This is a genomic window from Enterobacter sp. B79-1, from assembly GCF_057444735.1.
Window position 1 is genome coordinate 916,728 of sequence record NZ_JBYAZJ010000001.1, and the last position, 23,344, is coordinate 940,071.

Consider the following 23,344-nt stretch of genomic DNA (forward strand, 5'->3'; position numbering starts at 1 on the left):
TATGATTCAGTGCAAGCGCCTGTACGATCGGGCCAGTCAGGACGACGGTTATCGGGTTCTGGTGGACAGGTTGTGGCCACGCGGGGTGAAAAAAACAGACCTCGCGTATGATGAATGGTGTAAAACGCTCGCGCCTTCAACTGAATTGCGCAGAGCATTTCATAGCGAAACGATTGATTTCACTGCCTTCAGTAAGGCGTATCGGGAAGAACTGGCGCAGCATAAGGACGAAGGCCAGCGTCTGGCAGCTCTGGCAAACAGGCAGACCTTAACCCTGCTCTACGGCGCTAAAGACGAGGCGCAAAATCATGCCCTGGTTTTGGCTGACTGGCTGAGCCATCTGTAATCAACCGATCGTCAGTTCATCACAGGTCTGCGATGTTTCGTCCGGCGTCAGCGGCAGCAGATGTTCCGGGCGGACAAACGCAAAGCCATGCTGATTATCAAACGCATAGACATCTCCGGTCACCAGCCACAGCGCACGGTCCGCCGTTGCAGGCAGCTGCGTCATCACGCCGTTTACTGGATTAACAAAACGCTGACCTGGCTGGCAAAGACCAAACAGCTCCACTGATTTTCCAACGTTGCGGCGGCCAGCTGGCGTACGCGCGCCAATGATTATCGCCAGGCTGCCCGGCTTTAACTGAAACATACTTCTCTCGCGGTCAATATCGCCAGAAACTGGCTAAGAATAATCCTAAAGAGAAGTGTATCGCAGAGAGTATCCCGCTGTCACCTGGCAGGTTGCGGATGATCGCGACGGTAGAGATCCCACTCATCAATCACTTCACCGCCAGGCAGTTTGCACTCGGTACGCACACCCTGCGGACTTTGCACCGGGATCTGTTCGCCACCTTTCTCCAGGCAGTACACGGAGGCCGGGTTCGCCATCCCTACCGCATGCGGCGGCATAGGGGCGTCAGGTTGAGTAGCTTTTGTTGTGCATGCTGCGAGCGGTAACGCCAGTGCCAGTAACAGATATTTCATCATCGCAATCCTTAAAGCGTCCTGAAAACGTCAGGGTAACGGGTCAGGAGGGTTTTCTCCATGATTTCTCCATCGTAACTGCACTTTTGCCCCTTACAGTGCAGCGTGTTCTCGATATGACCAGAGAACATCATTCCGTAATCAAGATGTCTTTGCCCCGGTCTCTGCACCGGGGCCTTTTTGTCTCCTGAATCGCCCCGGAGAATGTATAAAATTTGTTATATCCATGTTTTACTATGTCGAAATTGGAAAATTTCAGCATAACATGCAGATGCAGACGTCTTCTGTATGGGAGTCAACACACGTCATGTCGGATATCATCCTTGCCCGTGTTTCTGAAACACTCGCCACCGAGCAATCCTTAGAAAGTCTTGTACGCCAGCTGCTGGAGATGCTGGAAATTGTGACCGAAATGGAATCCACCTACCTGACAAAGGTGGATATCAACGCGCGGTTGCAGCACATTCTTTATGCCCGCAACAGTAAGCAGATGCAGATCCCTGAAGGGCTGAGCGTTCCGTGGGGGGATACCCTGTGCAAGCGTGCGATAGACAGCGATACGCTGTTCAGCAACGACGTGGCGGGTCGCTGGCCTGATTGCGAAGCCGCAAAAGCGCTTGGGATTACAACCTACATGAGTATCCCTATTCACCTGGCTGATGGTTCGATTTACGGGACCCTCTGCGCGACCAGCACAGAAAAAAAGCAGCTTAGTGAACGCGGTGAGCAAGTGCTGAAACTGTTTGCCGGTTTAATTGCACAGTACATTCAGAAAGAGTCCCTGGTGGCCCAGCTTCGCGAGGCCAATGCAGCGCTCATCGCCCACTCGTATACCGATGCCCTCACGGGGTTGCCCAACCGTCGGGCGATTTTCGAGAATCTCACTACCCTGTTTTCCTTAGCTAAACACCTTAAACGCAACGCCATTATTGCGTTTATCGATCTGGATGATTTCAAACTGATTAACGATCGCTTCGGGCATGAGACGGGCGATCGATTCCTGATCGAAGTGGGCAAACGACTCACTGACGAACAGACCGAGGACGAGATCGTCGGAAGATTAGGCGGCGATGAGTTTCTGGTAGCTTGTCTGAGTCAAAGCACGGAAGAAGCCGAAAGGACGCAGGTTAATCTGCTGAAAACCCGGCTTAGCGCTCGCATTGCGGGCGAATACTGGCTCGGTCAGGTTCATATTGTGTATCCGGGTGCGAGTCTGGGCATCGTCGAAGTTGATCCCGCCAGCACCGATACGGACAGCGCGTTACAGGCGGCAGATATGGCGATGTATCAAGACAAAAAAGGAAAAAGTAAAACACGCTTTCTCACGATGGATTAACGCCGTACACTCTACGGCGTTTCGTAAAACGATAAAGGTGATGGCATGAGAATAGGGATCCTCTTCCCGGTTGTTATTTTTATAACGGCGGTGATTTTTTTAGCGTGGTTTTTCATTGGCGGTTACGCTGCGCCGGGGGCATAAATGAGAAAAACAACCATCATTATGTTGATCGTGGCAATCGTGGCTGTCGCCGGTTCACAGTTCGGCTGGTGGTAAACCTCCAATGTAAAAAGGCCGCCATCAGGCAGCCTTTTTTAGCGAATAATAGATTTAGCTTTTGATTTTTCTGTAGATAAACAGAACCACCAGGGCGCCAATCACCGCGACGGCAAAGCTGCCAAAATTGAAGCCATCTACTTTGCCAAACCCGAACAGGGTACTGATCCAGCCGCCAACGACTGCACCCACGATCCCCAGTATGACGGTTACGAAGAACCCACCACCATCTTTGCCCGGCATAATCCACTTCGCCAGGATCCCCGCAATCAGCCCAAAGATAATCCAGGATAAAATTCCCATAGCTTTCCTCTCTGTATGGTTTTTGTCATTAAATCAACGACACAGAAAAGGATAGCACAGGATTTAAGAAAGGAAATTTGTGATAAGCATCACAGGGTTTGATTGAGTAAAATCTGAGCTATAAAAATGCCGTTCCACATGAAATGTGGGGTTGCATCTTTTGTTGAGAAAGATTATCTTTCTCAACACTGAATAGTTGAGTGAAACACTCAGGTATTCAGTACGACATTGCTCACATTGCTTCCAGTATTTCTTGCCCACTCTTGAGTGGGCTTTTTTTTTGCCTGCAAGACAGACACGTCATACCGCAATAAAGGCGTGCTGGTTTCGTCCGGCCCGTTTTGCCTGATAGAGCGCACGATCGGCAGCAATAATAATGTTCTGCTGGCTGCCTGCAATCTCCACGGCACGCGCGGTTGAGACCCCTACGCTTACCGTTACCCGCCCAAAGGGGCTGAAATCGTGTTCAATATTCAGGGAACAGACATTGCGAATAATCGATTTGCCAAGGCGACACGCCTCCTCGATATCGGTGTCAGGCAAGATGAGCGCAAATTCCTCACCGCCGTATCTCGCCACAATTTGGTTGTTCCGGGTAAGGCTTTTCCTGAGACACTCTCCCAGAAGGCTAAGACAGCGATCCCCTTCCGGGTGCCCGTAGTTGTCATTGTATTTTTTGAAGAAATCCGCATCCACGATCAGCACCGAAATCGGGGAATTGTCAGCCGCACAGCGCGCAATTTCAGACAGGATCTTTTCATCAAATGCGCGGCGATTGAAAAGCCCGGTCAATGCATCTTCAGAGGCAATGATCTGAAGCTCTTTGTTAACCCGGTTTTTCCTGGATAAGTCTACATACAAAAAGTAGGAAGCCACGATCAGCACGGCGGTTAAAATAAGAATAACGACGGCGAGCTGAATGGCCTGCTTGCGCCAGGGAGACAGCGCCTCCTCCTTGCTGACCGCCACCGTCGTCACCAAACCATAGCGTCTGTTTTTCTCAAAAGCGTAGATGCGTTCGATTTTATCAAACCGCGAGACGGAACTGGCTATCCCGGCATTCTGTACCTTGAGATACTCTTTAAAGAGGGGTGAGTCAGAAACAATCGCGCCAATATAGTTATTTTTAAAAGGGTGCCGAACCAGTAATACACCTGTTTGCGTCGTTAAACCGATAACCCCAGAATGACCAATGTTAATCTGTCCATATAGCGCAAGAAAGTTTTCGATACCCAGCGTAACCACGACAACCCCGTTAAAGGCCCCCGAGTGCGTTTCCAGGCGTCGACTGATGGTAATCACCCATTTACCGTTTGTTCTGCTTACCACAGGTTGACCAATAAAAATCTGCGAATTTTTATTTTCTTTATGATAGACAAAAAATGGCCTGTCTGCCCCTTTACGGGAACCGGAAAACCCCTCATGCAATGCCGTGAAGATATCCCCTTTCGCATCGTAGACGACAACATTATTTATCTGAGAAAGTAAATCATCCTGATTTGTTATTATCCGCTGAATATTCACAGCCTGCTGCGGCGTCATGCCATAAATTTCAATCATGTCAGAGACGGTGGTAATCAACATTTCGCTTTGGCGCATAATCCCCTCAGTGTACACATCAAGGGTATGGCTCAGGTTGGCAACGCTGGTATTAATTTGTTGAATTGATTGCTGTCTGGACGTGGCGATCTGAACGACAAGCGACAGCGAAATAATCAGTGAGACGATGATGACGGTAATGGTTGTTGTGTTAAACGCGTTTTTCACATGCACGAGCTAATCCACCTTATCACGCCTGATATCCTTGGCTGACAACTCTTGTCACTGTAGCAAAGGTCAGTATAAGAGGAAAATAAATTGTACTTAAGCTATGCAAATGAAACCACCAGTATTGGTTGGTTGCGCAATTTGTCTCAACCTGAATTCTGCGAGCACGTTTTTGAAGGGGAAGAAAGTGAAAAAAAATATCGTTTATTGCCGAACGTTATCCTGATTCACTCATTCGGATAGAGTATAACTCAAATTACTGAAGGGCGGTGAGCCGGGATGTCTAAACGATGCCCATTCGTCCCATGATATCAACGTATTACTCGTTGCCCCACTGATTCAGGAAATTCGCAACATCATCAATCCGCATCGTGCGAATACCTGCTGTGCTGGCCATCTCTTGCTGGGCTTCCTCGCTGATCTCTTCATTATTCGTCAAACGGGTGATCAACAACTGGAAATAGTGTGCCAGCTGATCTCGCTCCGCTTCGCTCACCGTTTCAGCGGCTTCCGTCGAGTACTCGTCGACGATGTCATAAAATTTAAGTGGGATATCGTTGTTCATGCCTGTCTCAAGTTTAACAATTAAAGAGCAATATCGCGATTATATCTGACGACGCTCTTTGACAAAAGCCCATGGAAGGCTCAGTCAGTTGACTGATTACTTCAACAAACGACTAATGCCTTTTCGACCCGTTTTGGCCATCCACAGATACATTTCTGGCATAAGAATGAAGATAGCTATTGCAGCAGTAACAGCGACAAGCATAATACCGCAGTGAGATGTCGTTACGGGTTGAGCTTGATAGACAGACATATTCATGTCGTGCATCTTTTTTGCTGCTCAGCTACAGAGTTCGACTCGTGACCACAAAAAGGCTTTTAATAATAGGTTTTTTATGAAGATTTTTATTGTAAATCTTAAACAGTCCGTAGAAAGAAGGCAGAAGATTGAGGCCCAGCTTGTTGCTCTGGGGCTTTCTGCTGAGTTTGTAGAGGCCGTAGATGGCAGAGCGATGTCAGAGAAAGAGAGGCAAAGTGTCACAGCTCAAGTAAATTACGCTTTTCTTCCTGGTGAGATCGGCTGTGCACTAAGCCATCAAAAAATTTACCAAAAAATAATTGATGAAAAGATCAATAATGCTCTGATCCTTGAAGATGACGTTGTTTTGACCGAAGATTTTAAAAACATACTCCAAAGCATCACCGTTCCTTCAGAACGTCCTTCGATTATCTTGCTAAGCCGCACAAACAAGTATTTTAAAAAACCATTAAAGACTATTTTTGGCAATTACTCTTTACATAAAACCTTACTTGCCACAACGGCACATAGTTATATCATAAACTATGAAGCCGCAAGATCGTTACTAAAAGGGCTTTATCCTGTTTGGATTGTGTCTGATAAATGGGGGCTGTTTGAAGATATGTCATTGGTTGAGGTATATTCAGTTGTCCCTCATCCTGTGCATCTTTCTGATGAAGCTAAGAACTCTACGATTAATGTTCCGCAAGATGCGCACGAAATCCATATAAGAAAGAAGAAAATATGGAATGAGCTTATGGCAGGCAGAGCCTTTAAGACTAAAATCAAGCATAAATTCAGAAGAGCGATCCTTCCCCTTTTCAGTAAAGTCATTAATCAAGGGAAAGGCTAAAGTCTCAGATTAAGTTAACTCGGTTTTATATTTTCCATAACAAGCGTGATTGTAACAATAATCGAGGTAAAAAAACGGGAACCCTTAGGCTCCCGTTGATATTTAATCCAGCGAGTAGATTACATATTCGCGATAATCGCGTCGCCAAACTCTGAACATTTCAGCAGCTTAGCGCCTTCCATCAGACGTTCGAAGTCATAGGTTACGGTTTTCGCGTTAATCGCGCCTTCCATACCTTTAACGATCAGGTCTGCGGCTTCGAACCATTCCATATGACGCAGCATCATCTCTGCGGACAGAATAATTGAGCCTGGGTTCACTTTGTCCTGGCCTGCGTATTTAGGCGCAGTACCGTGGGTCGCTTCGAACAGAGCGCACTCGTCTCCGATGTTCGCGCCAGGGGCGATACCGATACCACCAACCTGCGCTGCCAGGGCGTCAGAGATGTAGTCACCGTTCAGGTTCATACAGGCGATTACGTCGTATTCAGCAGGACGCAGCAGGATCTGCTGGAGGAACGCATCGGCGATCACATCTTTAATGATGATCTCTTTGCCGGTGTTCGGGTTCTTGATCTTCTGCCATGGGCCGCCGTCGATCAGCTCACCGCCGAACTCTTCGGTCGCCAACTGGTAGCCCCAGTCTTTGAACGCGCCTTCGGTGAACTTCATGATGTTGCCTTTGTGAACCAGGGTCACAGAGTCACGGTCGTTGGTGATCGCGTATTCGATGGCCGCACGCACCAGACGTTTAGTACCGTCTTCAGAGCATGGCTTGATGCCGATACCGCAATGCTCAGGGAAGCGAATTTTCTTCACGCCCATCTCTTCGCGCAGGAATTTAATCACTTTTTCTGCGTCAGCAGAGTCCGCTTTCCATTCGATACCCGCGTAGATGTCTTCTGAGTTTTCGCGGAAGATAACCATATCGGTCAGTTCAGGGTGCTTAACCGGGCTTGGGGTGCCCTGATAGTAACGAACCGGACGCAGACACACGTACAGGTCCAGCTCCTGACGCAGCGCCACGTTCAGGGAACGGATACCGCCGCCAACTGGCGTCGTCAGTGGGCCTTTAATAGCAACGCGGTAGTCGCGGATCAGGTCCAGCGTTTCTGCTGGCAGCCAGACGTCCTGGCCATAAACTTGAGTCGATTTCTCACCGGTGTAAATTTCCATCCAGGAAATTTTACGCTCGCCTTTGTAGGCTTTCTCAACAGCGGCATCAACCACTTTCAGCATTGCCGGGGTAACGTCTACACCGATACCGTCGCCTTCAATGAACGGGATAATCGGATTGTGAGGAACGTTAATCTTGCCGTTTTGCAGGGTGATCTTTTTACCTTCCGCCGGAACAACTACTTTGCTTTCCATTAACCTCTCCTTCGAGCGCTTCTGGTTGTTACTGATCTTATGTTAATAAATTGTAATGAGCCCTTCGATAGTACCTGAATGTCCGACGCCATGAAAGGTCTTCGTTATTAGGCTATAATGCGGCAATTGATAACGCCTGAAAATACCATGAAGAAAACTTCTTTTACAAAACACCGGGTTGAGCGATTCAGCTCGCGACAAGCCACCAGAAGACCGCAAGAAACCCAGCCGACGCGGGTGATTCTGTTCAATAAACCCTACGATGTTTTGCCGCAGTTCACCGACGAGGCCGGGCGCAGCACGCTGAAGGACTACATCCCCGTGCAGGGCGTTTACGCCGCCGGGCGACTGGACCGCGACAGCGAAGGGCTACTGGTCTTAACCAACGACGGCGCATTGCAGGCAAAGCTCACGCAACCGGGGAAACGCACCGGCAAAATTTACTTCGTGCAGGTTGAAGGCGAACCGGATGACGCGACGCTGGCGACGTTGCGCAACGGCGTGACGTTAAATGACGGTCCCACCCTGCCCGCGGGTATTGAGCGCGTGAATGAGCCGGAATGGCTGTGGCCGCGCAACCCGCCGATTCGTGAACGTAAATCCATTCCGACAAGCTGGCTTAAAATCACCCTTTACGAAGGCCGCAACCGCCAGGTTCGCCGGATGACGGCACACGTTGGCTTCCCTACCCTGCGTCTGATTCGCTACGCCATGGGCAGCTACACGCTGGATTCACTGGCGAACGGCGAATGGCGGGACGCTGTCCCTTAAGGAGAAACGATGTTCAAACCTCATGTTACGGTCGCCTGTGTGGTTCACGCCCAGGGCAAATTCCTTGTTGTTGAAGAGAGCATCAACGGCAAAGCGCTGTGGAACCAGCCTGCCGGGCATCTTGAAGCCAATGAAACCCTACTCCAGGCAGCGAAGCGTGAGCTGTGGGAAGAGACTGGCATTCACGCTGAGCCCCAGCATTTCATCCGTATGCACCAGTGGATCGCGCCCGATAGCACCCCCTTCCTGCGTTTTTTATTCACCGTTGAGCTTAGCGAAACGTGCGCCACTGAACCGCACGATGACGATATCGATCGCTGCCTGTGGGTGACCGCCGACGAGATCCTGAACGCGCCAAACCTGCGCTCGCCGCTGGTTGCGGAAAGCATCCGCTGCTGGCAGTCTGCGGTTCGCCTGCCGCTGGATGTCATCGGAGAATTTAACTGGCCGTTTACAGAGGGTGTCAACGGTGGGGGGGCGTGATAGAATACGCCGCCTTGAAGTTCAATGTCGTGAGTATTCCATGTCAGATAATAGCCAGAAAAAAGTGATCGTCGGCATGTCCGGCGGTGTCGATTCCTCCGTTTCCGCCTACCTGTTACAGCAACAGGGCTATAAGGTGGAGGGCCTGTTCATGAAGAACTGGGAGGAAGATGATGGTGAGGAATATTGCACTGCCGCTGCGGATCTCGCCGATGCGCAGGCCGTGTGCGACAAGCTTGGCATTGAACTGCACACCGTAAACTTTGCGGCGGAATACTGGGACAACGTCTTTGAACTGTTCCTGGAAGAGTACAAAGCGGGCCGCACGCCGAACCCCGATATTCTCTGCAACAAAGAGATCAAATTCAAAGCCTTCCTGGAATTCGCTGCAGAAGATTTGGGCGCAGACTACATTGCGACCGGTCACTACGTGCGTCGCGCAGATGTGAATGGCAAAAGCCAGCTCCTGCGCGGTCTGGACGGCAATAAAGATCAGAGCTACTTCCTTTACACGCTGAGCCACGAACAGATTGCCCAAAGCCTGTTCCCGGTCGGCGAGCTGGAAAAGCCGGAAGTGCGTAAAATCGCCGAAGAGCTGGACCTGATCACCGCAAAGAAAAAAGACTCCACCGGCATCTGCTTCATCGGCGAGCGCAAATTCCGCGATTTCCTGGGACGTTACCTGCCTGCACAGCCGGGTAAAATTGTCACCGTCGACGGTGAAGAGATTGGCCAGCATCAGGGTCTGATGTACCACACGCTCGGCCAGCGTAAAGGTCTGGGTATCGGCGGGACCAAAGAAGGTAGTGAAGATCCGTGGTACGTCGTCGACAAAGATGTTGAAAACAACATTCTGGTTGTCGCCCAGGGCCACGATCATCCGCGTCTTATGTCCGTTGGGCTTATCGCGCAGCAGCTGCACTGGGTCGATCGCGAGCCGCTGAAAGGCACGCTCCGCTGCACGGTGAAAACACGCTACCGTCAGACCGACATTCCCTGCACCATTACCGCGCTTGATGACGATCGCATTGACGTGCGTTTCGACGAGCCGGTCGCAGCCGTCACCCCGGGTCAGTCCGCTGTCTTCTACAGCGGTGAGATCTGCCTGGGCGGCGGGATCATTGAACAGCGCCTGCCGCTGCCTGCTGTTTAATACGATTGCACACATAAAGGAGACCGTGTGGCGAAGAACTACTATGACATCACCCTGGCGCTGGCGGGAATTTGCCAGTCAGCCCGTCTGGTGCAACAGCTGGCGCATCAGGGTCACTGCGACGCCGATGCCCTGCACGTTTCACTTAACAGCGTTATCGATCTCAACCCGGGCTCTACGCTGGGTGTTTTCGGCGGCAGTGAAGCCAATCTTCGTCTCGGTCTTGAAACCCTGCTCGGCGTGCTCAATGCCAGCAACCGTCAGGGGTTAAACGCGGAATTAACCCGCTACACGTTAAGCCTGATGGTACTGGAACGTAAGCTGAACGCCGCAAAAGGCGCAATGAATACGCTGGGCGATCGCATTGCCGGGCTGCAGCGTCAGCTCGAACATTTTGACCTGCAGTCGGAAACGCTGTTGAGCGCGATGGCGGGGATTTATGTCGACGTCATCAGCCCGCTAGGCCCGCGCATTCAGGTCACCGGCTCTCCTGCGGTACTGCAAAGCCCACAGGTTCAGGCGAAGGTTCGCGCCTCGCTGCTGGCGGGCATCCGCGCCGCCGTGCTGTGGCATCAGGTCGGCGGCGGCCGCCTGCAGTTAATGTTTTCTCGTAATCGCCTGACCACTCAGGCAAAACAAATTCTTGCTCATTGTTAACCTCCCGGAGTTGCGAATTATGGAATTATCCTCACTGACCGCCGTATCCCCTGTCGATGGACGCTACGGCGATAAAGTCAGCGCGCTGCGCGGGATCTTCAGCGAATATGGTTTGCTGAAGTTCCGTGTTCAGGTTGAAGTACGCTGGCTGCAGAAGCTGGCCGCCCAGGCAGCAATCAAGGAAGTTCCTGCTTTTGACGAAAAGGCAAACGATTACCTTGATAAAATCGTTGCTGACTTCAATGAAGAAGATGCTGCGCGCATTAAGACCATTGAACGCACCACCAACCACGATGTGAAGGCGGTTGAGTATTTCCTGAAAGAGAAAGTGGAAAGCGTTCCTGCCCTGCACGCCGTGTCTGAATTCATTCACTTTGCCTGTACCTCTGAAGACATCAATAACCTGTCTCACGCGCTGATGCTCTCCACCGCGCGCAAAGAAGTCGTGCTGCCATACTGGCGTAAAATCATCGACGCGGTGAAAGCGCTGTCTGTGGAATATCGCGACATTCCGCTGCTTTCCCGTACCCACGGCCAGCCAGCTACCCCCTCTACCATGGGTAAAGAGATGGCGAACGTGGCATACCGTATGGAGCGTCAGTATCGTCAGCTGGAACAGGTTGAGATCCTCGGCAAAATCAACGGTGCCGTTGGCAACTATAACGCCCACATCGCCGCCTATCCGGAAGTGGACTGGCACCAGTTCAGCGAAGAGTTCGTGACCTCTCTGGGCATTCAGTGGAACCCATACACCACCCAGATCGAGCCGCACGACTACATCGCGGAACTGTTTGACTGCATCGCCCGCTTCAACACCATCCTGATCGACTTCGATCGTGACGTGTGGGGCTATATCGCGCTGAACCATTTCAAACAGAAAACCATCGCCGGTGAAATCGGTTCGTCCACCATGCCGCACAAAGTGAACCCGATTGACTTCGAAAACTCCGAAGGCAACCTGGGCCTGGCGAACGCCATGCTGCAGCATATGGCGAGCAAACTGCCGGTTTCCCGCTGGCAGCGTGACCTGACTGACTCCACCGTACTGCGTAACCTCGGCGTAGGCATTGGCTACGCGCTGATCGCCTATCAGTCCACACTGAAAGGCGTGAGCAAACTGGAAGTGAACCGCGATCGTCTGCTGGACGAACTGGATCACAACTGGGAAGTGCTGGCGGAGCCAATCCAGACCGTGATGCGCCGTTACGGCATTGAAAAACCGTACGAGAAGTTGAAAGAGCTGACCCGTGGCAAACGCGTGGACGCTGAAGGCATGAAGCAGTTTATCGACGGTCTGGAACTGCCGGAGGACGAGAAAACGCGTCTCAAGGCGATGACCCCGGCGAACTATATTGGTCGCGCCGTCACGATGGTTGACGAGCTGAAGTAACCCCTTCTCCCCCTTTTCGCCCGAAAAGGGGGATGCTTTTCCCCGGTTTAGTCAATGTTTATCACCACAACAACATAATCAGCGTTAAACTATTCATACCAATTATTTAGGGAGAAGAGATGATGCGCGTACTGGTTGTTGAGGATAACGCATTGCTACGTCATCACCTGAAAGTTCAGCTTCAGGAGATGGGACATCAGGTGGACGATGCTGAAGATGCAAAAGAAGCCGATTATTATCTCAATGAACACCTGCCGGATATCGCCATTGTCGATTTAGGCTTGCCGGATGAAGACGGTCTCTCGCTGATCCGTCGCTGGCGCAGCCATGACGTCTCTCTGCCGGTGCTGGTCCTGACCGCCCGTGAAGGCTGGCAGGATAAAGTGGAAGTGCTCAGCGCGGGTGCGGACGACTACGTGACGAAGCCGTTTCATATCGAAGAAGTCGCTGCGCGCATGCAGGCGCTGTTACGTCGCAACAGCGGTCATGCTTCGCAGGTTATCTCCCTTCCGCCATTTCAGGTTGATCTTTCCCGCCGCGAATTTTCTATTAATAATGAAGTGGTCAAGCTGACGGCGTTCGAGTACACCATCATGGAGACGCTTATCCGTAATAACGGCAAAGTGGTGAGCAAGGATTCCTTAATGCTCCAGCTTTACCCGGATGCCGAGCTACGGGAGAGCCACACCATTGACGTGCTGATGGGACGTTTGCGCAAAAAAATTCAGGCGCAATACCCGCAGGACGTGATCACCACGGTTCGTGGTCAGGGTTACCTGTTCGAATTACGCTAATGAAAGGGATTTCACGACACTTTCTGCCCCTTTCGCTGCGGGTTCGCTTTCTGCTGGCAACCGCTGCCGTGGTGCTGGTGCTTTCTCTTTCCTATGGGTTAGTGGCGCTGGTCGGGTATAGCGTGAGCTTCGATAAAACAACCTTCCGTCTGTTACGCGGCGAAAGTAACCTGTTTTATACCCTGGCGAAGTGGGAAGATAACCACATTACCGTGGATATGCCTGAGCACCTCAATCAGCAAAGCCCAACGCTGGCGTTAATTTATGATGAAAAAGGCAAACTGCTGTGGGCTCAGCGCGACGTCCCCTGGTTGAAAAAACGCATTCGCCCGGAATGGCTCAGGACGAATGGTTTTCATGAGATTGAGGCCGATCTCAATTCAACCAGCGCATTGCTGCATGACGATCGCGCCCTTCAGCAAAAGCTGAATGAGATACGCGAGGATGACGACGACACGGAGATGACCCACTCCGTCGCCATTAATCTCTATCCCGCTACCATGAACATGCCGCAACTGACCATCGTGGTGATCGACACCATTCCGGTTGAGCTTAAACGTTCTTACAGGGTCTGGAGTTGGTTCGTGTATGTTCTGGCCGCCAATCTACTGCTGGTTATCCCTCTGCTGTGGGTCGCAGCATGGTGGAGTTTGCGTCCGATAGAATCACTGGCCAAAGAGGTTCGCGAGCTGGAAGAACATCATCGTGAAAAGCTCAACCCGGACACCACGCGCGAACTCACCAGCCTGGTACGTAATCTTAACCGCCTGCTGAAAAGCGAGCGCGAACGCTATGATAAATACCGCACCACGCTCACCGACCTGACGCACAGCCTTAAGACGCCGCTGGCGGTCATGCAGAGCACGCTGCGTTCCATGCGTAGCTCAACGCTCAGCGTTGATGATGCAGAGCCTGTGATGCTTGAGCAGATCAGTCGCATCTCGCAGCAAATTGGCTATTATCTCCATCGCGCCAGCATGCGTTCAGGAAGTGCGTTATTGAGCCGCGAGCTGCATCCGGTGGCGCCTTTACTGGACAACCTCACTTCCGCGCTGAACAAGGTGTATCAGCGTAAAGGGGTGAACATCAGCCTCGATATCTCGCCGGAAATCAGCTTCGTGGGCGAGAAAAATGATTTCATGGAAGTGATGGGTAACCTGCTCGATAACGCCTGTAAATACTGCCTGGAGTTTGTGGAAGTGTCCGCGCGTCAGACGGATAAGGAGCTGCACATCATCGTTGAAGACGATGGGCCCGGCATTCCACGCAATAAACGTGAAGTGGTGTTTGATCGTGGTCAACGCGCCGATACGCTGCGCCCGGGTCAGGGAGTGGGGTTAGCCGTCGCCCGGGAGATTGTCGATCAGTACGATGGCATAATTGAAACGGGTGAAAGCCTGCTGGGCGGTGCGCGAATGGAGGCTATTTTTGGCCGCCAGCATCCCACATCGAACGATACTTGACCCGTTATGTGAAAAATGCGCGGATCTCGCACTCAGGCTCCTGAGCTTCCGTTATAATCCGACTCAATAAGAGCCTGCGGAATAAAAAAATATGGAATATCACTTAGCACTTAACTGGCCCGAGTTTATCGAGCGCTACTGGCAAAAACGCCCGGTGGTTCTCAAACGCGGGTTCAGCAATTTTGTCGACCCTATCTCCCCTGACGAGCTGGCCGGCCTGGCCATGGAAAATGAAGTCGACAGCCGCCTGGTGAGCCACCAGGACGGAAAATGGCAGGTCAGCCACGGTCCTTTCGAAAGTTACGATCACCTGGGCGAAAATAACTGGTCTTTACTGGTGCAGGCGGTCAACAACTGGCATGAGCCTACCGCCGCCTTAATGCGTCCGTTCCGCGCCCTGCCCGACTGGCGAATGGACGATCTGATGATCTCCTTCTCCGTTCCCGGTGGCGGCGTTGGCCCGCATCTGGATCAGTACGACGTGTTTATCATTCAGGGTACCGGCCGCCGTCGCTGGCGCGTGGGTGACAAAGTGCCGATGAAACAGCACTGCCCGCATCCGGACCTGCTTCAGGTTGACCCGTTTGAAGGGATCATCGACGAAGAGCTGGAGCCGGGTGATATTCTCTACATTCCGCCGGGATTCCCGCACGAAGGTTACTCCCTGGAAAACTCGCTCAACTACTCCGTGGGGTTCCGCGCGCCAAGCGGTCGCGAAATGATCAGCGGCTTCGCTGACTATGTTCTGCAGCGCGAGCTGGGCAGCTACCGCTACAGCGACCCGGACGTGCCATCGCGTGAACACCCTGCTGACATCCTGCCGGAAGAGCTTGATAAGCTGCGCGGCATGATGCTGGATTTGATCAACGAGCCGGAACATTTCAAACAGTGGTTTGGTGAGTTTGTCAGCCAGTCACGCCACGAGCTGGACGTTGCGCCACCGGAGCCACCGTATCAGGCCGATGAGATTTATGATGCCCTGCAACAGGGTGACAAGCTGGTTCGCCTCGGCGGGTTACGCGTGCTGCGCATTGGTGAAGATGTCTTCGTGAACGGCGAAAAGCTGGACTCTCCGCACCGTCCGGCGCTGGAAGCCATCGCCAGCCATCAGGTGTTGCACGCCGAAACGTTTGGCGACGCGCTGGAAGACCCGTCATTCCTCGCGATGCTGGCCGCGCTGGTGAACAGTGGGTATTGGTTCTTTGAGGACTAAGTCGCTGTAATGCCCGGTGGCGCTTCGCTTACCGGGCCTACGATCCGAATGTAGGCCGGGTAAGGCGTAGCCGCCACCCGGCTTTTTACTTCCGCTCACCTGCCGCAAAATCCTCGATCTCTCCGGCCCAATCCTCTGGATATAACCCTTCCCGTACGTCCCGATGAAACGTTGAATACGGCCAGTCGCGAACCTTACTGACGTAGCCATGCTTTAGCGGATTGATATAGACGTAATCCACATGCCGCCGGTAATCCTGTTCATTGCGAATGGTATGCTCCCAGAAACGCGGCTGCCATATGTGGCGCATGTCGATGTTGAGGCTAAACGTTTTTTTAATATCCCGCCAGCGGGCCGAAAAGTCGCTGTCGCCTTCCGGTAAGGTCCAGATACAGTGCATATGTTCGGGAAGGATAACCCAGGCGTTTATGGTAAAGGGCTTCGCGCGTTTAACCATAGAGGTGGCAGCACGCAGGCTATCAATGTGACGGGTAAGCAAATCGCTTTGGCGGTTTTGAAGGTTAACGGTGAAAAACCAGGTACCGCCAGGGACGTAATGACGACGATAGTTTGACATTGGCGTTCCTTGCCTAAAAGCCGGGTGGCGGCTTCGCCTTACCCGGCCTACAAAAGCGTGATACCGTAGGTCCGGTAAGCGAAGCGCCACCGGGCGTTTTCTCAGCGTTTTGCCGTCAGTTCAGCTATCCGCACAATCACCTTCACCGCTTTTTCCATTCCTTCCAGCGTCACAAACTCATGCTTGCCGTGGTAGTTATACCCGCCGGTAAACAGGTTCGGGCAAGGTAATCCCATAAACGACAATTGCGAGCCATCAGTACCACCGCGAATCGGCTTCAGCTGCGGTTCAATGTCACAGTCGCGCATGGCCTGCTGAGCGATGTCGAGGATATGAGGATGCTCCATCACCTTCTCACGCATATTGTAATAGCTGTCTTCTATGATCAGCTCAATATAGCAATCAGGGTGTAACCCTTTCCCCACCTTCTTGGCGATCTCCATCATCTTACGCTTGCGCGCCTCAAAGGCCTTGCGGTCGAAATCGCGAACGATGTAGTGCATCTGCGCGCTGTCCACGGCGCCTTTGATGCTGGTCAGGTGATAGAAACCTTCATACCCCTCCGTCATTTCAGGGCTCTCTTCCGCCGGAACCTCAGCATGAATACGCGACGCCAGCGACAGCGCATTCACCATCACACCTTTCGCGGAGCCTGGGTGAACGTTGTTCCCCACAATCTTGATCGTCACCGACGCGGCGTTAAAATTCTCATACTCGAGTTCACCGACGCCGCCGCCGTCAACGGTATAGGCCCACTTCGCATTGAAGGCCTCGACGTCGAAATGTTTTGCGCCCTTGCCCACCTCTTCATCTGGCGTAAAGGCCACGCGGATATCACCGTGCGGGATATTTTTGCCTTTCAGCACCGCCAACGCCGTCATGATCTCCGCAATGCCCGCCTTGTCATCCGCCCCCAGCAGCGTTTTGCCGTCAGTGGTGATCAGCGTCTGGCCCAGCAGCTGATGCAAAACCGGGAACATCACCGGCGAGAGCACTTCATCGCCAATACCCAGCGCGATATCGCCGCCGCGGTAGTTTTCAACAATCTGCGGGTTCACATGTTTACCGCTAAAATCCGGAGAGGTGTCGACATGGGAGATAAAGCCAATCGCCGGGATTTCCCCGTCGACATTGGCAGGCAGCGTTCCCATCACAGTGCCTTTCTCGCTTAACGTGACGTTGACCAGCCCCATGGCGTCAAGCTGCTCTTTAAGCAGGTTTAATAACTTCCACTGGCCTTCGGTGCTCGGCACCTGGCGAACACCCGGTTTAGATTGGGTATCCAGCGAAACGTACTGTAAAAAACGCTCAAGTAATTTATCCATGCAGTCACCCTCACTTTTTGTGACAACATTATCAATAAGCATCAAAACGCAAATATTGCGTCAGGTCACTTTTATCCCGCAAACGAGAATATTTTCCGTTTATATCGTTATGCGTTAATAAATGTAGCTTATGAATCAGTGACAAGGATTGGCGATTGCAGGGGATTGCCGTAGAATGTCCGCCCTCATTACGAGTCACCAAGGTGGTTACACACAAACCCCGCTTCGGTCTGCTGCCTGAGGCGTCTATATGGGACAGCGCAAAAATTGAATACACAATCCCGTTCACGTTCACCGCTGGTGCAACTGGAACGAATTCGTAAAAACTTTGATGGTAAAGACGTTATTTCCGACCTCACGCTCACCATCAACGACGGTGAGTTTCTGACGCTGCTTGGCCCCTCTGGCTGCGGCAAAACCACCGTACTGCGCCTTATCGCCGGGCTTGAAAGCGTTGATAACGGCCATATCCATCTTGAGAACCAGGATATTACCCAGGTTCCCGCAGAAGACAGACACGTCAACACCGTCTTTCAGAGCTACGCCCTGTTCCCGCACATGACCGTGTTTGAGAACGTCGCGTTTGGTCTGCGGATGCAAAAAACACCTGCCGCCGAGATCCCACCGCGCGTCACCGAAGCCCTGCGGATGGTGCAACTGGAAGAGTTTGCCCAGCGTAAACCCCATCAACTTTCCGGTGGCCAGCAGCAGCGCGTGGCCATCGCTCGCGCCGTGGTCAACAAGCCGCGTCTGCTCCTGCTGGATGAATCCCTCTCCGCGCTGGATTACAAGCTGCGCAAGCAGATGCAGAACGAATTGAAAGCCTTACAGCGTAAGCTGGGCATTACCTTTGTTTTTGTGACCCACGACCAGGAAGAAGCCCTGACCATGTCCGACCGCATCGTGGTGATGCGTGACGGAAAAATCGAGCAGGATGGAACGCCGCGCGAAATCTACGAAGAGCCGAAGAATCTGTTTGTCGCCAGCTTCATAGGTGAGATCAATATCTTCGACGCCACGGTGATTGAACGCCTGGACGACCAGCGCGTGCGCGCCAGCGTTGAAGGCCGTGAGTGCACTATCGCGGTGAATTTCCCCGTTGAAAAGGGACAAAAGCTTAACGTCCTGCTGCGCCCGGAAGATCTGCGCGTCGAGGAAATTCATGGCAATACCGAGGCCGAAGGGTTAATCGGCTATATCCGCGAGCGCAACTACAAAGGGATGACGCTGGAGTCCGTTGTTGAGCTGGAAAACGGCAAGATGGTGATGGTCAGCGAGTTCTTTAACGAGGATGACCCTGACTTCGACCACTCTCTCGACCAGAAAATGGTTATCAACTGGGTAGAAAGCTGGGAGGTTGTGCTGGCTGATGAAGAACACAAGTAAATTCCAGAATGTGGTGATCGCCACGATCGTCGGTTGGCTTGTGCTGTTTGTCTTTTTACCCAACCTGATGATCGTTGCGACCAGCTTCCTGACCCGCGACGACGCTAACTTCGTTTCGCTGGTCTTTACGCTGGACAACTACGCGCGCCTGCTCGATCCGCTCTATTTTGACGTGCTGCTGCACTCGCTCAATATGGCGCTGATTGCCACCCTCGCCTGTCTGGTGCTGGGTTATCCTTTCGCATGGTTCCTCGCGGGCCTGCCGCAAAAGGTACGCCCCCTGCTGCTGTTTTTACTGATTGTTCCCTTCTGGACCAACTCGTTAATCCGCATCTACGGGCTGAAAATCTTCCTGAGCACGAAAGGCTATCTCAACGAGTTTCTGCTGTGGCTGGGGGTGATTGATACGCCAATCCGTATTATGTTCACGCCGAGCGCGGTGATTGTCGGCCTGGTTTATATCCTGCTGCCGTTTATGGTGATGCCGCTCTACTCCAGCATCGAGAAGCTGGATAAACCGCTGCTGGAAGCGGCAAGAGATCTGGGTGCCAGTAAGCTGCAGACCTTTATCCGCATCATTATTCCGCTGACGATGCCCGGTATTATTGCAGGCTGTCTGCTGGTGATGCTCCCGGCGATGGGCTTGTTCTATGTGTCGGATCTGATGGGCGGTGCGAAAAACCTGCTGATCGGTAACGTGATCAAGAGTCAATTCCTCAACATCCGCGACTGGCCGTTCGGCTCGGCCACCAGCATTACGCTGACGGTGGTGATGGGCCTGATGCTGCTGGTCTACTGGCGCGCCTCGCGCCTGCTGAATAAAAAGGTGGAGCTCGAATGATCGGTCGACTGCTTCGCGGCGGTTTTATGACCGCCATTTATGCCTGGCTCTATATCCCGATCGTAATTTTGATCGTGAACTCATTCAACAGCTCGCGGTTCGGGATTAACTGGCAGGGCTTTACCACCAACTGGTACAGCCTGTTGATGAACAACGACAGCCTGCTGCAGGCCGCTCAGCACTCGCTGACGATGGCGATCGTCTCTGCCACCTTCGCGACGCTGATTGGCTCCCTCACCGCCGTCGCGCTGTACCGCTACCGCTTTCGCGGCAAACCGTTCGTCAGCGGCATGCTGTTTGTAGTGATGATGTCGCCGGATATCGTCATGGCCATTTCGCTGCTGGTGCTGTTTATGCTGCTGGGTGTACAGCTTGGCTTCTGGTCGCTGCTGTTCTCGCATATCACCTTCTGCCTGCCGTTTGTGGTGGTGACCGTCTTTGCGCGTCTTAAAGGGTTCGACGTGCGTATGCTGGAGGCGGCGAAAGATCTGGGCGCCAGCGAGATGACCATCCTGCGTAAAATCATCCTGCCGCTGGCAATGCCTGCCGTGGCGGCCGGATGGCTGCTCAGCTTTACTTTGTCGATGGATGACGTGGTGGTCTCCTCCTTCGTGACCGGGCCGAGCTATGAAATTCTGCCGTTGAAGATCTATTCAATGGTGAAAGTCGGCGTCTCACCTGAGGTGAACGCGCTGGCGACCATTCTGCTGGTGTTGTCGCTGGTTCTGGTGATCGCCAGCCAGGTTATTGCTCGTGATAAAACAAAATCTCAGGGGACAATGAAATGAAAAAAATGCTCGCCGCTGCGGCACTGGTGCTTGGCATGGGTGCCGCGCACGCTGATGACAGCAAAACGCTCTACTTCTACAACTGGACCGAATACGTGCCGCCAGGACTACTGGAACAGTTCACCAAAGAGACGGGCATCAAGGTTATCTACTCGACCTATGAGTCGAATGAAACCATGTACGCCAAGCTGAAAACCTACAAAGACGGCGCGTACGATCTGGTCGTGCCTTCAACCTACTTTGTCGACAAAATGCGCAAAGAGGGGATGATCCAGAAGATCGATAAAACGAAGCTAACCCATTTTTCAAACCTCGATCCGGAGATGCTTAACAAACCGTTCGATCCCAATAACGACTACTCGATTCCTTACATCTGGGGTGCGACAGCGATTGGCGTGAACAGCGATGCCATCGATCCGAAAACGGTTACAGGCTGGGCCGATCTGTGGAAACCGGAATACAAAGGTAGCCTGCTGTTAACCGACGATGCGCGTGAGGTGTTCCAGATAGCGCTGCGTAAACTCGGCTATTCCGGTAACACTACCGATCCGAAAGAGATCGAAGCGGCCTACAACGAGCTGAAAAAGCTGATGCCTAACGTGGCGGCATTCAACTCTGATAACCCGGCAAACCCGTATATGGAAGGCGAAGTGAATCTGGGGATGGTGTGGAACGGCTCAGCGTATGTTGCCCGCCAGGCCGGTACGCCGCTGGAGGTCGTCTGGCCGAAAGAAGGCGGGATCTTCTGGATGGATAGCCTGTCGATTCCGGCCAACGCGAAAAACGTGGACGGCGCGCTGAAGCTGATTAACTTCCTGCTGCGCCCCGACGTGGCGAAACAGGTGGCTGAAACCATCGGCTACCCGACGCCAAATCTGGCTGCACGCAAGCTGTTAAGCCCTGAAGTCGCGAATGATAAATCGCTGTACCCTGATGCTGATACCGTCAGCAAAGGCGAATGGCAGAACGACGTGGGTGACGCGAGCCGTCTTTATGAAGAGTATTATCAGAAGTTAAAAGCAGGTCGTTGAGATATGACGGGCGACGCGATGTCGCCCGTCACAACTACAGCCCCTTCAGGAGTTTATCCACAAAAGCGGGCACCACCTCACTTGCCAGGCCATAGTGTTTCTCTTCAAACTCACTGCCCACCTGACTCGGCTCCAGATTAAGCTCTACCGTATGCGCGCCCTGGAGTTTAGCCTCGTGAACAAATCCCGCCGCCGGATAGACGTGCCCGGACGTGCCGATGGCAATGAAAACGTCCGCCATCGCCAGCGCGCTGTAGATCTCATCCATGCCCAGCGGCATCTCCCCGAACCAGACCACGTGCGGGCGTAAACGCGCAGGAAACTGACAGCAATGGCATTTGTCTTCCGGAAGCACGTCCTCTTTCCAGTCCAGCACCTGACCGCTCCAGGCGCAGCGAACCTTGAGCAGCTCGCCGTGCATGTGGATGATATTCTTGTTACCCGCCCGCTCGTGCAGGTTATCGATATTCTGCGTCACCAGCAGAAAACGATCCCCCAGCGCCTCTTCCAGCTTAGCCAGCGCCAGATGCGCCGCATTCGGTGCAATCTCAGGCTGCTGAAGCTGACGACGACGGGCGTTATAAAACGCCTGCACCAGGTCCGGATCGCGGGCGAAACCTTCCGGCGTCGCCACGTCCTCGACACGGTGCTCTTCCCACAGCCCGTCCGCCGCGCGGAAGGTTCGAATTCCTGACTCGGCGGAGATCCCCGCGCCGGTCAGCACCACCACTCTGGGTTTATCCATCGCTTCTGGCATCATTCTGTCTCTGAAAAAGATCCGCTGGCGCAAGCGCTCACGCAAGCGGCGTTTGTTTTTGCGAAAACGGCTGAGTCGACCCTGGCGACGCGACAGCATAGAAACCTCGTAGACTAATCGGTGAGATGAAGGAATGCGGCACCGCGCATGCCTCCCGCGTCCCCGTGTCGCGCGCGTTCAATACGCGGCACGCGGGCGACCGGCAATAAATGTCGGGGCAAACGCCCGGACAGCTGTTCCGTAATCGCAGTAAAGTTTGATAGCCCTCCCCCAATCACCAGCAGATCCGGGTCGACGATGGTGAGAATATTTCCCAGACACACCGCCAGCAGATCAAGATAGCGCTCGACGTGCTCACGCGCCTGCGCATCCCCTTGCTCCCACAGGGTAATGATTTGGGGGGCTTCAAGTTTCTGATGATAGAAGTGTTCGTAAAGCCATGCAAACCCGCGACCGGAGAGGGTGTTCTCAATACAGCCATGCTGGCCACAGCCGCAGCGGGTGAGCGGAAAATCACGCCCAACGACCTCCAGCGCGTCCACCGGCAGACGAATGTGACCGAACTCGCCGGTGATGTAGCTGCGCCCGGTAATCGGTTTGCCATTAATAACAATCCCACCTCCAACGCCCGTACCGAGGATCAGCCCCATCACCAGTGGGTACTGGCGAAACTCATCGTCCCAGGCTTCGGAGAGGGCAAAACAGTTGGCATCGTTATCTAAACGCACATCGCGTTCAAGGAGGGCAGAGAGATCGGCGCGCAGCGGTTTGCCGCTGGCGGCAGGCACGTTGGCGGCATACAGCGTACCATCGTCGGTTTCCGGCATGCCCGGAATGCCGATGCCGACGCTGCCTTTCACGCCAAAGCGTTCATCGGCTTGCGCCACCAGTGCGGCAATGGCGGTTAAAAATTCGTCGTAGCTTTCGCGCGGCGTGGGAACGCGGGTTTCCCACTGCAGTTTGAGGTCTTTATCAAACACGCCGAGCGCAATCTTAGTGCCGCCAATATCAAATCCGTAATACATGATGCATTCCTCTGCTTGATCCAGCGGCCTAAAGACCGCTAAACCATGACGAA

27 protein-coding genes are annotated in these 23,344 nt (G+C 52.9%); 17 read left to right on the plus strand and 10 right to left on the minus strand.

The window, feature by feature from the left end:
* Window position 1: 1 nt before the first annotated feature.
* Window positions 2–346, plus strand: coding sequence for a DUF488 domain-containing protein (locus tag AC2T6E_RS04450; RefSeq protein ID WP_454539269.1), 345 nt, complete (start codon window positions 2–4; stop codon window positions 344–346).
* Here AC2T6E_RS04450 and AC2T6E_RS04455 read toward each other — a convergent pair whose 3' ends face one another.
* The gene (locus tag AC2T6E_RS04455; protein WP_042714215.1) at window positions 347–652 is read right to left on the minus strand and encodes a periplasmic protein; all 306 of its coding nucleotides are present in this window, start codon (window positions 650–652) and stop codon (window positions 347–349) included.
* Window positions 653–732: 80 nt separating this feature from the next.
* Window positions 733–987, minus strand: coding sequence for a putative hemolysin (locus AC2T6E_RS04460; RefSeq protein ID WP_089599068.1), 255 nt, complete (start codon window positions 985–987; stop codon window positions 733–735).
* A 307-nt stretch (window positions 988–1,294) separates the two neighbouring features.
* On the opposite strand from AC2T6E_RS04460, the gene AC2T6E_RS04465 reads away from it, so the two are divergent.
* From AC2T6E_RS04465 to yoaJ, 3 genes are read left to right on the plus strand one after another with little or no spacing between them, the layout of a single operon-like run.
* Window positions 1,295–2,323, plus strand: coding sequence for a sensor domain-containing diguanylate cyclase (locus AC2T6E_RS04465; RefSeq protein WP_486690688.1), 1,029 nt, complete (start codon window positions 1,295–1,297; stop codon window positions 2,321–2,323).
* Between the two features lie 45 nt (window positions 2,324–2,368).
* Window positions 2,369–2,467, plus strand: coding sequence for a YoaK family small membrane protein (locus tag AC2T6E_RS04470; RefSeq protein WP_010430030.1), 99 nt, complete (start codon window positions 2,369–2,371; stop codon window positions 2,465–2,467).
* Window positions 2,468–2,542, plus strand: a complete 75-nt coding sequence (gene yoaJ / locus AC2T6E_RS04475; RefSeq protein WP_071985424.1) for a protein YoaJ — start codon at window positions 2,468–2,470, stop codon at window positions 2,540–2,542.
* 54 nt (window positions 2,543–2,596) lie between these two features.
* On the opposite strand, the gene AC2T6E_RS04480 is transcribed toward yoaJ, so the two are convergent.
* The 3 genes from AC2T6E_RS04480 to AC2T6E_RS04490 form a co-directional block, all read right to left on the minus strand.
* Entirely contained in the window at window positions 2,597–2,845 is a 249-nt protein-coding gene (locus AC2T6E_RS04480) for a GlsB/YeaQ/YmgE family stress response membrane protein (protein ID WP_010430025.1), read from the minus strand.
* A 300-nt stretch (window positions 2,846–3,145) separates the two neighbouring features.
* The gene (locus tag AC2T6E_RS04485) at window positions 3,146–4,618 is read right to left on the minus strand and encodes a sensor domain-containing diguanylate cyclase (RefSeq protein ID WP_120158890.1); all 1,473 of its coding nucleotides are present in this window, start codon (window positions 4,616–4,618) and stop codon (window positions 3,146–3,148) included.
* A gap of 313 nt (window positions 4,619–4,931) precedes the next feature.
* Window positions 4,932–5,177 (minus strand): YmjA family protein, encoded by a 246-nt coding sequence (locus AC2T6E_RS04490; protein WP_454539268.1) that lies wholly within the window; start codon window positions 5,175–5,177, stop codon window positions 4,932–4,934.
* A gap of 334 nt (window positions 5,178–5,511) precedes the next feature.
* Here AC2T6E_RS04490 and AC2T6E_RS04495 point away from each other — a divergent pair, with 334 nt between their 5' ends.
* Window positions 5,512–6,267 carry a glycosyltransferase family 25 protein gene (locus AC2T6E_RS04495; protein ID WP_454539267.1) on the plus strand — a complete coding sequence of 252 codons (756 nt, stop codon included), beginning with the start codon at window positions 5,512–5,514 and terminating at the stop codon, window positions 6,265–6,267.
* Window positions 6,268–6,386: 119 nt separating this feature from the next.
* Here AC2T6E_RS04495 and icd read toward each other — a convergent pair whose 3' ends face one another.
* Window positions 6,387–7,637, minus strand: a complete 1,251-nt coding sequence (gene icd, locus AC2T6E_RS04500; RefSeq protein ID WP_063142859.1) for an NADP-dependent isocitrate dehydrogenase — start codon at window positions 7,635–7,637, stop codon at window positions 6,387–6,389.
* A 117-nt stretch (window positions 7,638–7,754) separates the two neighbouring features.
* Between icd and rluE the strand changes: the two genes are divergently transcribed.
* The 8 genes from rluE to AC2T6E_RS04540 all read left to right on the plus strand — a co-directional run bounded on the left by rluE (window position 7,755) and on the right by AC2T6E_RS04540 (window position 15,561).
* Window positions 7,755–8,408: a 23S rRNA pseudouridine(2457) synthase RluE gene (gene rluE / locus AC2T6E_RS04505; protein ID WP_120158891.1), complete on the plus strand. Its 654-nt coding sequence runs from the start codon at window positions 7,755–7,757 to the stop codon at window positions 8,406–8,408.
* 9 nt (window positions 8,409–8,417) lie between these two features.
* Window positions 8,418–8,891: an NUDIX hydrolase gene (locus AC2T6E_RS04510; protein ID WP_089599908.1), complete on the plus strand. Its 474-nt coding sequence runs from the start codon at window positions 8,418–8,420 to the stop codon at window positions 8,889–8,891.
* 40 nt (window positions 8,892–8,931) lie between these two features.
* A complete protein-coding gene (mnmA, locus tag AC2T6E_RS04515) occupies window positions 8,932–10,044 on the plus strand; it encodes a tRNA 2-thiouridine(34) synthase MnmA (RefSeq protein ID WP_108416777.1) in 1,113 nt (370 codons plus the stop codon).
* A 27-nt stretch (window positions 10,045–10,071) separates the two neighbouring features.
* Entirely contained in the window at window positions 10,072–10,701 is a 630-nt protein-coding gene (hflD, locus tag AC2T6E_RS04520) for a high frequency lysogenization protein HflD (protein ID WP_126815342.1), read from the plus strand.
* A gap of 19 nt (window positions 10,702–10,720) precedes the next feature.
* The gene (gene purB / locus AC2T6E_RS04525) at window positions 10,721–12,091 is read left to right on the plus strand and encodes an adenylosuccinate lyase (protein WP_120158893.1); all 1,371 of its coding nucleotides are present in this window, start codon (window positions 10,721–10,723) and stop codon (window positions 12,089–12,091) included.
* 122 nt (window positions 12,092–12,213) lie between these two features.
* Complete coding sequence (gene phoP / locus AC2T6E_RS04530; RefSeq protein ID WP_010429800.1) at window positions 12,214–12,885, plus strand: two-component system response regulator PhoP; 672 nt, start codon at window positions 12,214–12,216, stop codon at window positions 12,883–12,885.
* Window positions 12,885–14,348, plus strand: a complete 1,464-nt coding sequence (gene phoQ, locus AC2T6E_RS04535) for a two-component system sensor histidine kinase PhoQ (RefSeq protein WP_486690694.1) — start codon at window positions 12,885–12,887, stop codon at window positions 14,346–14,348. Before phoP ends, phoQ begins: the two co-directional genes overlap by 1 nt.
* A gap of 91 nt (window positions 14,349–14,439) precedes the next feature.
* Window positions 14,440–15,561: a ribosomal protein uL16 3-hydroxylase gene (locus AC2T6E_RS04540; protein ID WP_010429795.1), complete on the plus strand. Its 1,122-nt coding sequence runs from the start codon at window positions 14,440–14,442 to the stop codon at window positions 15,559–15,561.
* 85 nt (window positions 15,562–15,646) lie between these two features.
* On the opposite strand, the gene AC2T6E_RS04545 is transcribed toward AC2T6E_RS04540, so the two are convergent.
* Window positions 15,647–16,138 (minus strand): REP-associated tyrosine transposase, encoded by a 492-nt coding sequence (locus AC2T6E_RS04545; RefSeq protein ID WP_265185701.1) that lies wholly within the window; start codon window positions 16,136–16,138, stop codon window positions 15,647–15,649.
* A 101-nt stretch (window positions 16,139–16,239) separates the two neighbouring features.
* Window positions 16,240–17,463 carry a peptidase T gene (pepT, locus tag AC2T6E_RS04550; protein ID WP_486690697.1) on the minus strand — a complete coding sequence of 408 codons (1,224 nt, stop codon included), beginning with the start codon at window positions 17,461–17,463 and terminating at the stop codon, window positions 16,240–16,242.
* A 237-nt stretch (window positions 17,464–17,700) separates the two neighbouring features.
* Here pepT and potA point away from each other — a divergent pair, with 237 nt between their 5' ends.
* Genes potA through potD form a run of 4 tightly spaced genes read left to right on the plus strand, consistent with a single transcriptional unit; the run spans window position 17,701 to window position 21,509 of the window.
* Entirely contained in the window at window positions 17,701–18,849 is a 1,149-nt protein-coding gene (gene potA, locus AC2T6E_RS04555) for a spermidine/putrescine ABC transporter ATP-binding protein PotA (protein ID WP_182403477.1), read from the plus strand.
* Window positions 18,833–19,690, plus strand: a complete 858-nt coding sequence (gene potB / locus AC2T6E_RS04560; RefSeq protein WP_042718889.1) for a spermidine/putrescine ABC transporter permease PotB — start codon at window positions 18,833–18,835, stop codon at window positions 19,688–19,690. The genes potA and potB overlap by 17 nt, the downstream gene beginning before the upstream one ends.
* Complete coding sequence (potC, locus tag AC2T6E_RS04565) at window positions 19,687–20,478, plus strand: spermidine/putrescine ABC transporter permease PotC (RefSeq protein WP_042718888.1); 792 nt, start codon at window positions 19,687–19,689, stop codon at window positions 20,476–20,478. Before potB ends, potC begins: the two co-directional genes overlap by 4 nt.
* Window positions 20,475–21,509, plus strand: coding sequence for a spermidine/putrescine ABC transporter substrate-binding protein PotD (potD, locus tag AC2T6E_RS04570; RefSeq protein WP_100167025.1), 1,035 nt, complete (start codon window positions 20,475–20,477; stop codon window positions 21,507–21,509). The genes potC and potD overlap by 4 nt, the downstream gene beginning before the upstream one ends.
* 34 nt (window positions 21,510–21,543) lie before the next feature.
* On the opposite strand, the gene cobB is transcribed toward potD, so the two are convergent.
* Window positions 21,544–22,365, minus strand: a complete 822-nt coding sequence (gene cobB / locus AC2T6E_RS04575; protein WP_010429776.1) for a Sir2 family NAD+-dependent deacetylase — start codon at window positions 22,363–22,365, stop codon at window positions 21,544–21,546.
* 14 nt (window positions 22,366–22,379) lie between these two features.
* The gene (nagK, locus tag AC2T6E_RS04580; protein ID WP_042718885.1) at window positions 22,380–23,291 is read right to left on the minus strand and encodes an N-acetylglucosamine kinase; all 912 of its coding nucleotides are present in this window, start codon (window positions 23,289–23,291) and stop codon (window positions 22,380–22,382) included.
* Between the last annotated feature and the right edge of the window lie 53 nt (window positions 23,292–23,344).

Bases quoted from the DNA above. Each gene is read 5' to 3' on its own strand.
- AC2T6E_RS04450 (WP_454539269.1), top strand. From the start codon at position 2: ATGATTCAGTGCAAGCGCCTGTACGATCGGGCCAGTCAGGACGACGGT.
- AC2T6E_RS04455 (WP_042714215.1), bottom strand. From the start codon at position 652: ATGTTTCAGTTAAAGCCGGGCAGCCTGGCGATAATCATTGGCGCGCGT.
- AC2T6E_RS04460 (WP_089599068.1), bottom strand. From the start codon at position 987: ATGAAATATCTGTTACTGGCACTGGCGTTACCGCTCGCAGCATGCACA.
- AC2T6E_RS04465 (WP_486690688.1), top strand. From the start codon at position 1,295: ATGTCGGATATCATCCTTGCCCGTGTTTCTGAAACACTCGCCACCGAG.
- AC2T6E_RS04470 (WP_010430030.1), top strand. From the start codon at position 2,369: ATGAGAATAGGGATCCTCTTCCCGGTTGTTATTTTTATAACGGCGGTG.
- AC2T6E_RS04480 (WP_010430025.1), bottom strand. From the start codon at position 2,845: ATGGGAATTTTATCCTGGATTATCTTTGGGCTGATTGCGGGGATCCTG.
- AC2T6E_RS04490 (WP_454539268.1), bottom strand. From the start codon at position 5,177: ATGAACAACGATATCCCACTTAAATTTTATGACATCGTCGACGAGTAC.
- AC2T6E_RS04495 (WP_454539267.1), top strand. From the start codon at position 5,512: ATGAAGATTTTTATTGTAAATCTTAAACAGTCCGTAGAAAGAAGGCAG.
- icd (WP_063142859.1), bottom strand. From the start codon at position 7,637: ATGGAAAGCAAAGTAGTTGTTCCGGCGGAAGGTAAAAAGATCACCCTG.
- rluE (WP_120158891.1), top strand. From the start codon at position 7,755: ATGCGGCAATTGATAACGCCTGAAAATACCATGAAGAAAACTTCTTTT.
- AC2T6E_RS04510 (WP_089599908.1), top strand. From the start codon at position 8,418: ATGTTCAAACCTCATGTTACGGTCGCCTGTGTGGTTCACGCCCAGGGC.
- mnmA (WP_108416777.1), top strand. From the start codon at position 8,932: ATGTCAGATAATAGCCAGAAAAAAGTGATCGTCGGCATGTCCGGCGGT.
- purB (WP_120158893.1), top strand. From the start codon at position 10,721: ATGGAATTATCCTCACTGACCGCCGTATCCCCTGTCGATGGACGCTAC.
- phoP (WP_010429800.1), top strand. From the start codon at position 12,214: ATGCGCGTACTGGTTGTTGAGGATAACGCATTGCTACGTCATCACCTG.
- phoQ (WP_486690694.1), top strand. From the start codon at position 12,885: ATGAAAGGGATTTCACGACACTTTCTGCCCCTTTCGCTGCGGGTTCGC.
- AC2T6E_RS04540 (WP_010429795.1), top strand. From the start codon at position 14,440: ATGGAATATCACTTAGCACTTAACTGGCCCGAGTTTATCGAGCGCTAC.
- AC2T6E_RS04545 (WP_265185701.1), bottom strand. From the start codon at position 16,138: ATGTCAAACTATCGTCGTCATTACGTCCCTGGCGGTACCTGGTTTTTC.
- pepT (WP_486690697.1), bottom strand. From the start codon at position 17,463: ATGGATAAATTACTTGAGCGTTTTTTACAGTACGTTTCGCTGGATACC.
- potB (WP_042718889.1), top strand. From the start codon at position 18,833: ATGAAGAACACAAGTAAATTCCAGAATGTGGTGATCGCCACGATCGTC.
- potC (WP_042718888.1), top strand. From the start codon at position 19,687: ATGATCGGTCGACTGCTTCGCGGCGGTTTTATGACCGCCATTTATGCC.
- potD (WP_100167025.1), top strand. From the start codon at position 20,475: ATGAAAAAAATGCTCGCCGCTGCGGCACTGGTGCTTGGCATGGGTGCC.
- cobB (WP_010429776.1), bottom strand. From the start codon at position 22,365: ATGCTGTCGCGTCGCCAGGGTCGACTCAGCCGTTTTCGCAAAAACAAA.
- nagK (WP_042718885.1), bottom strand. From the start codon at position 23,291: ATGTATTACGGATTTGATATTGGCGGCACTAAGATTGCGCTCGGCGTG.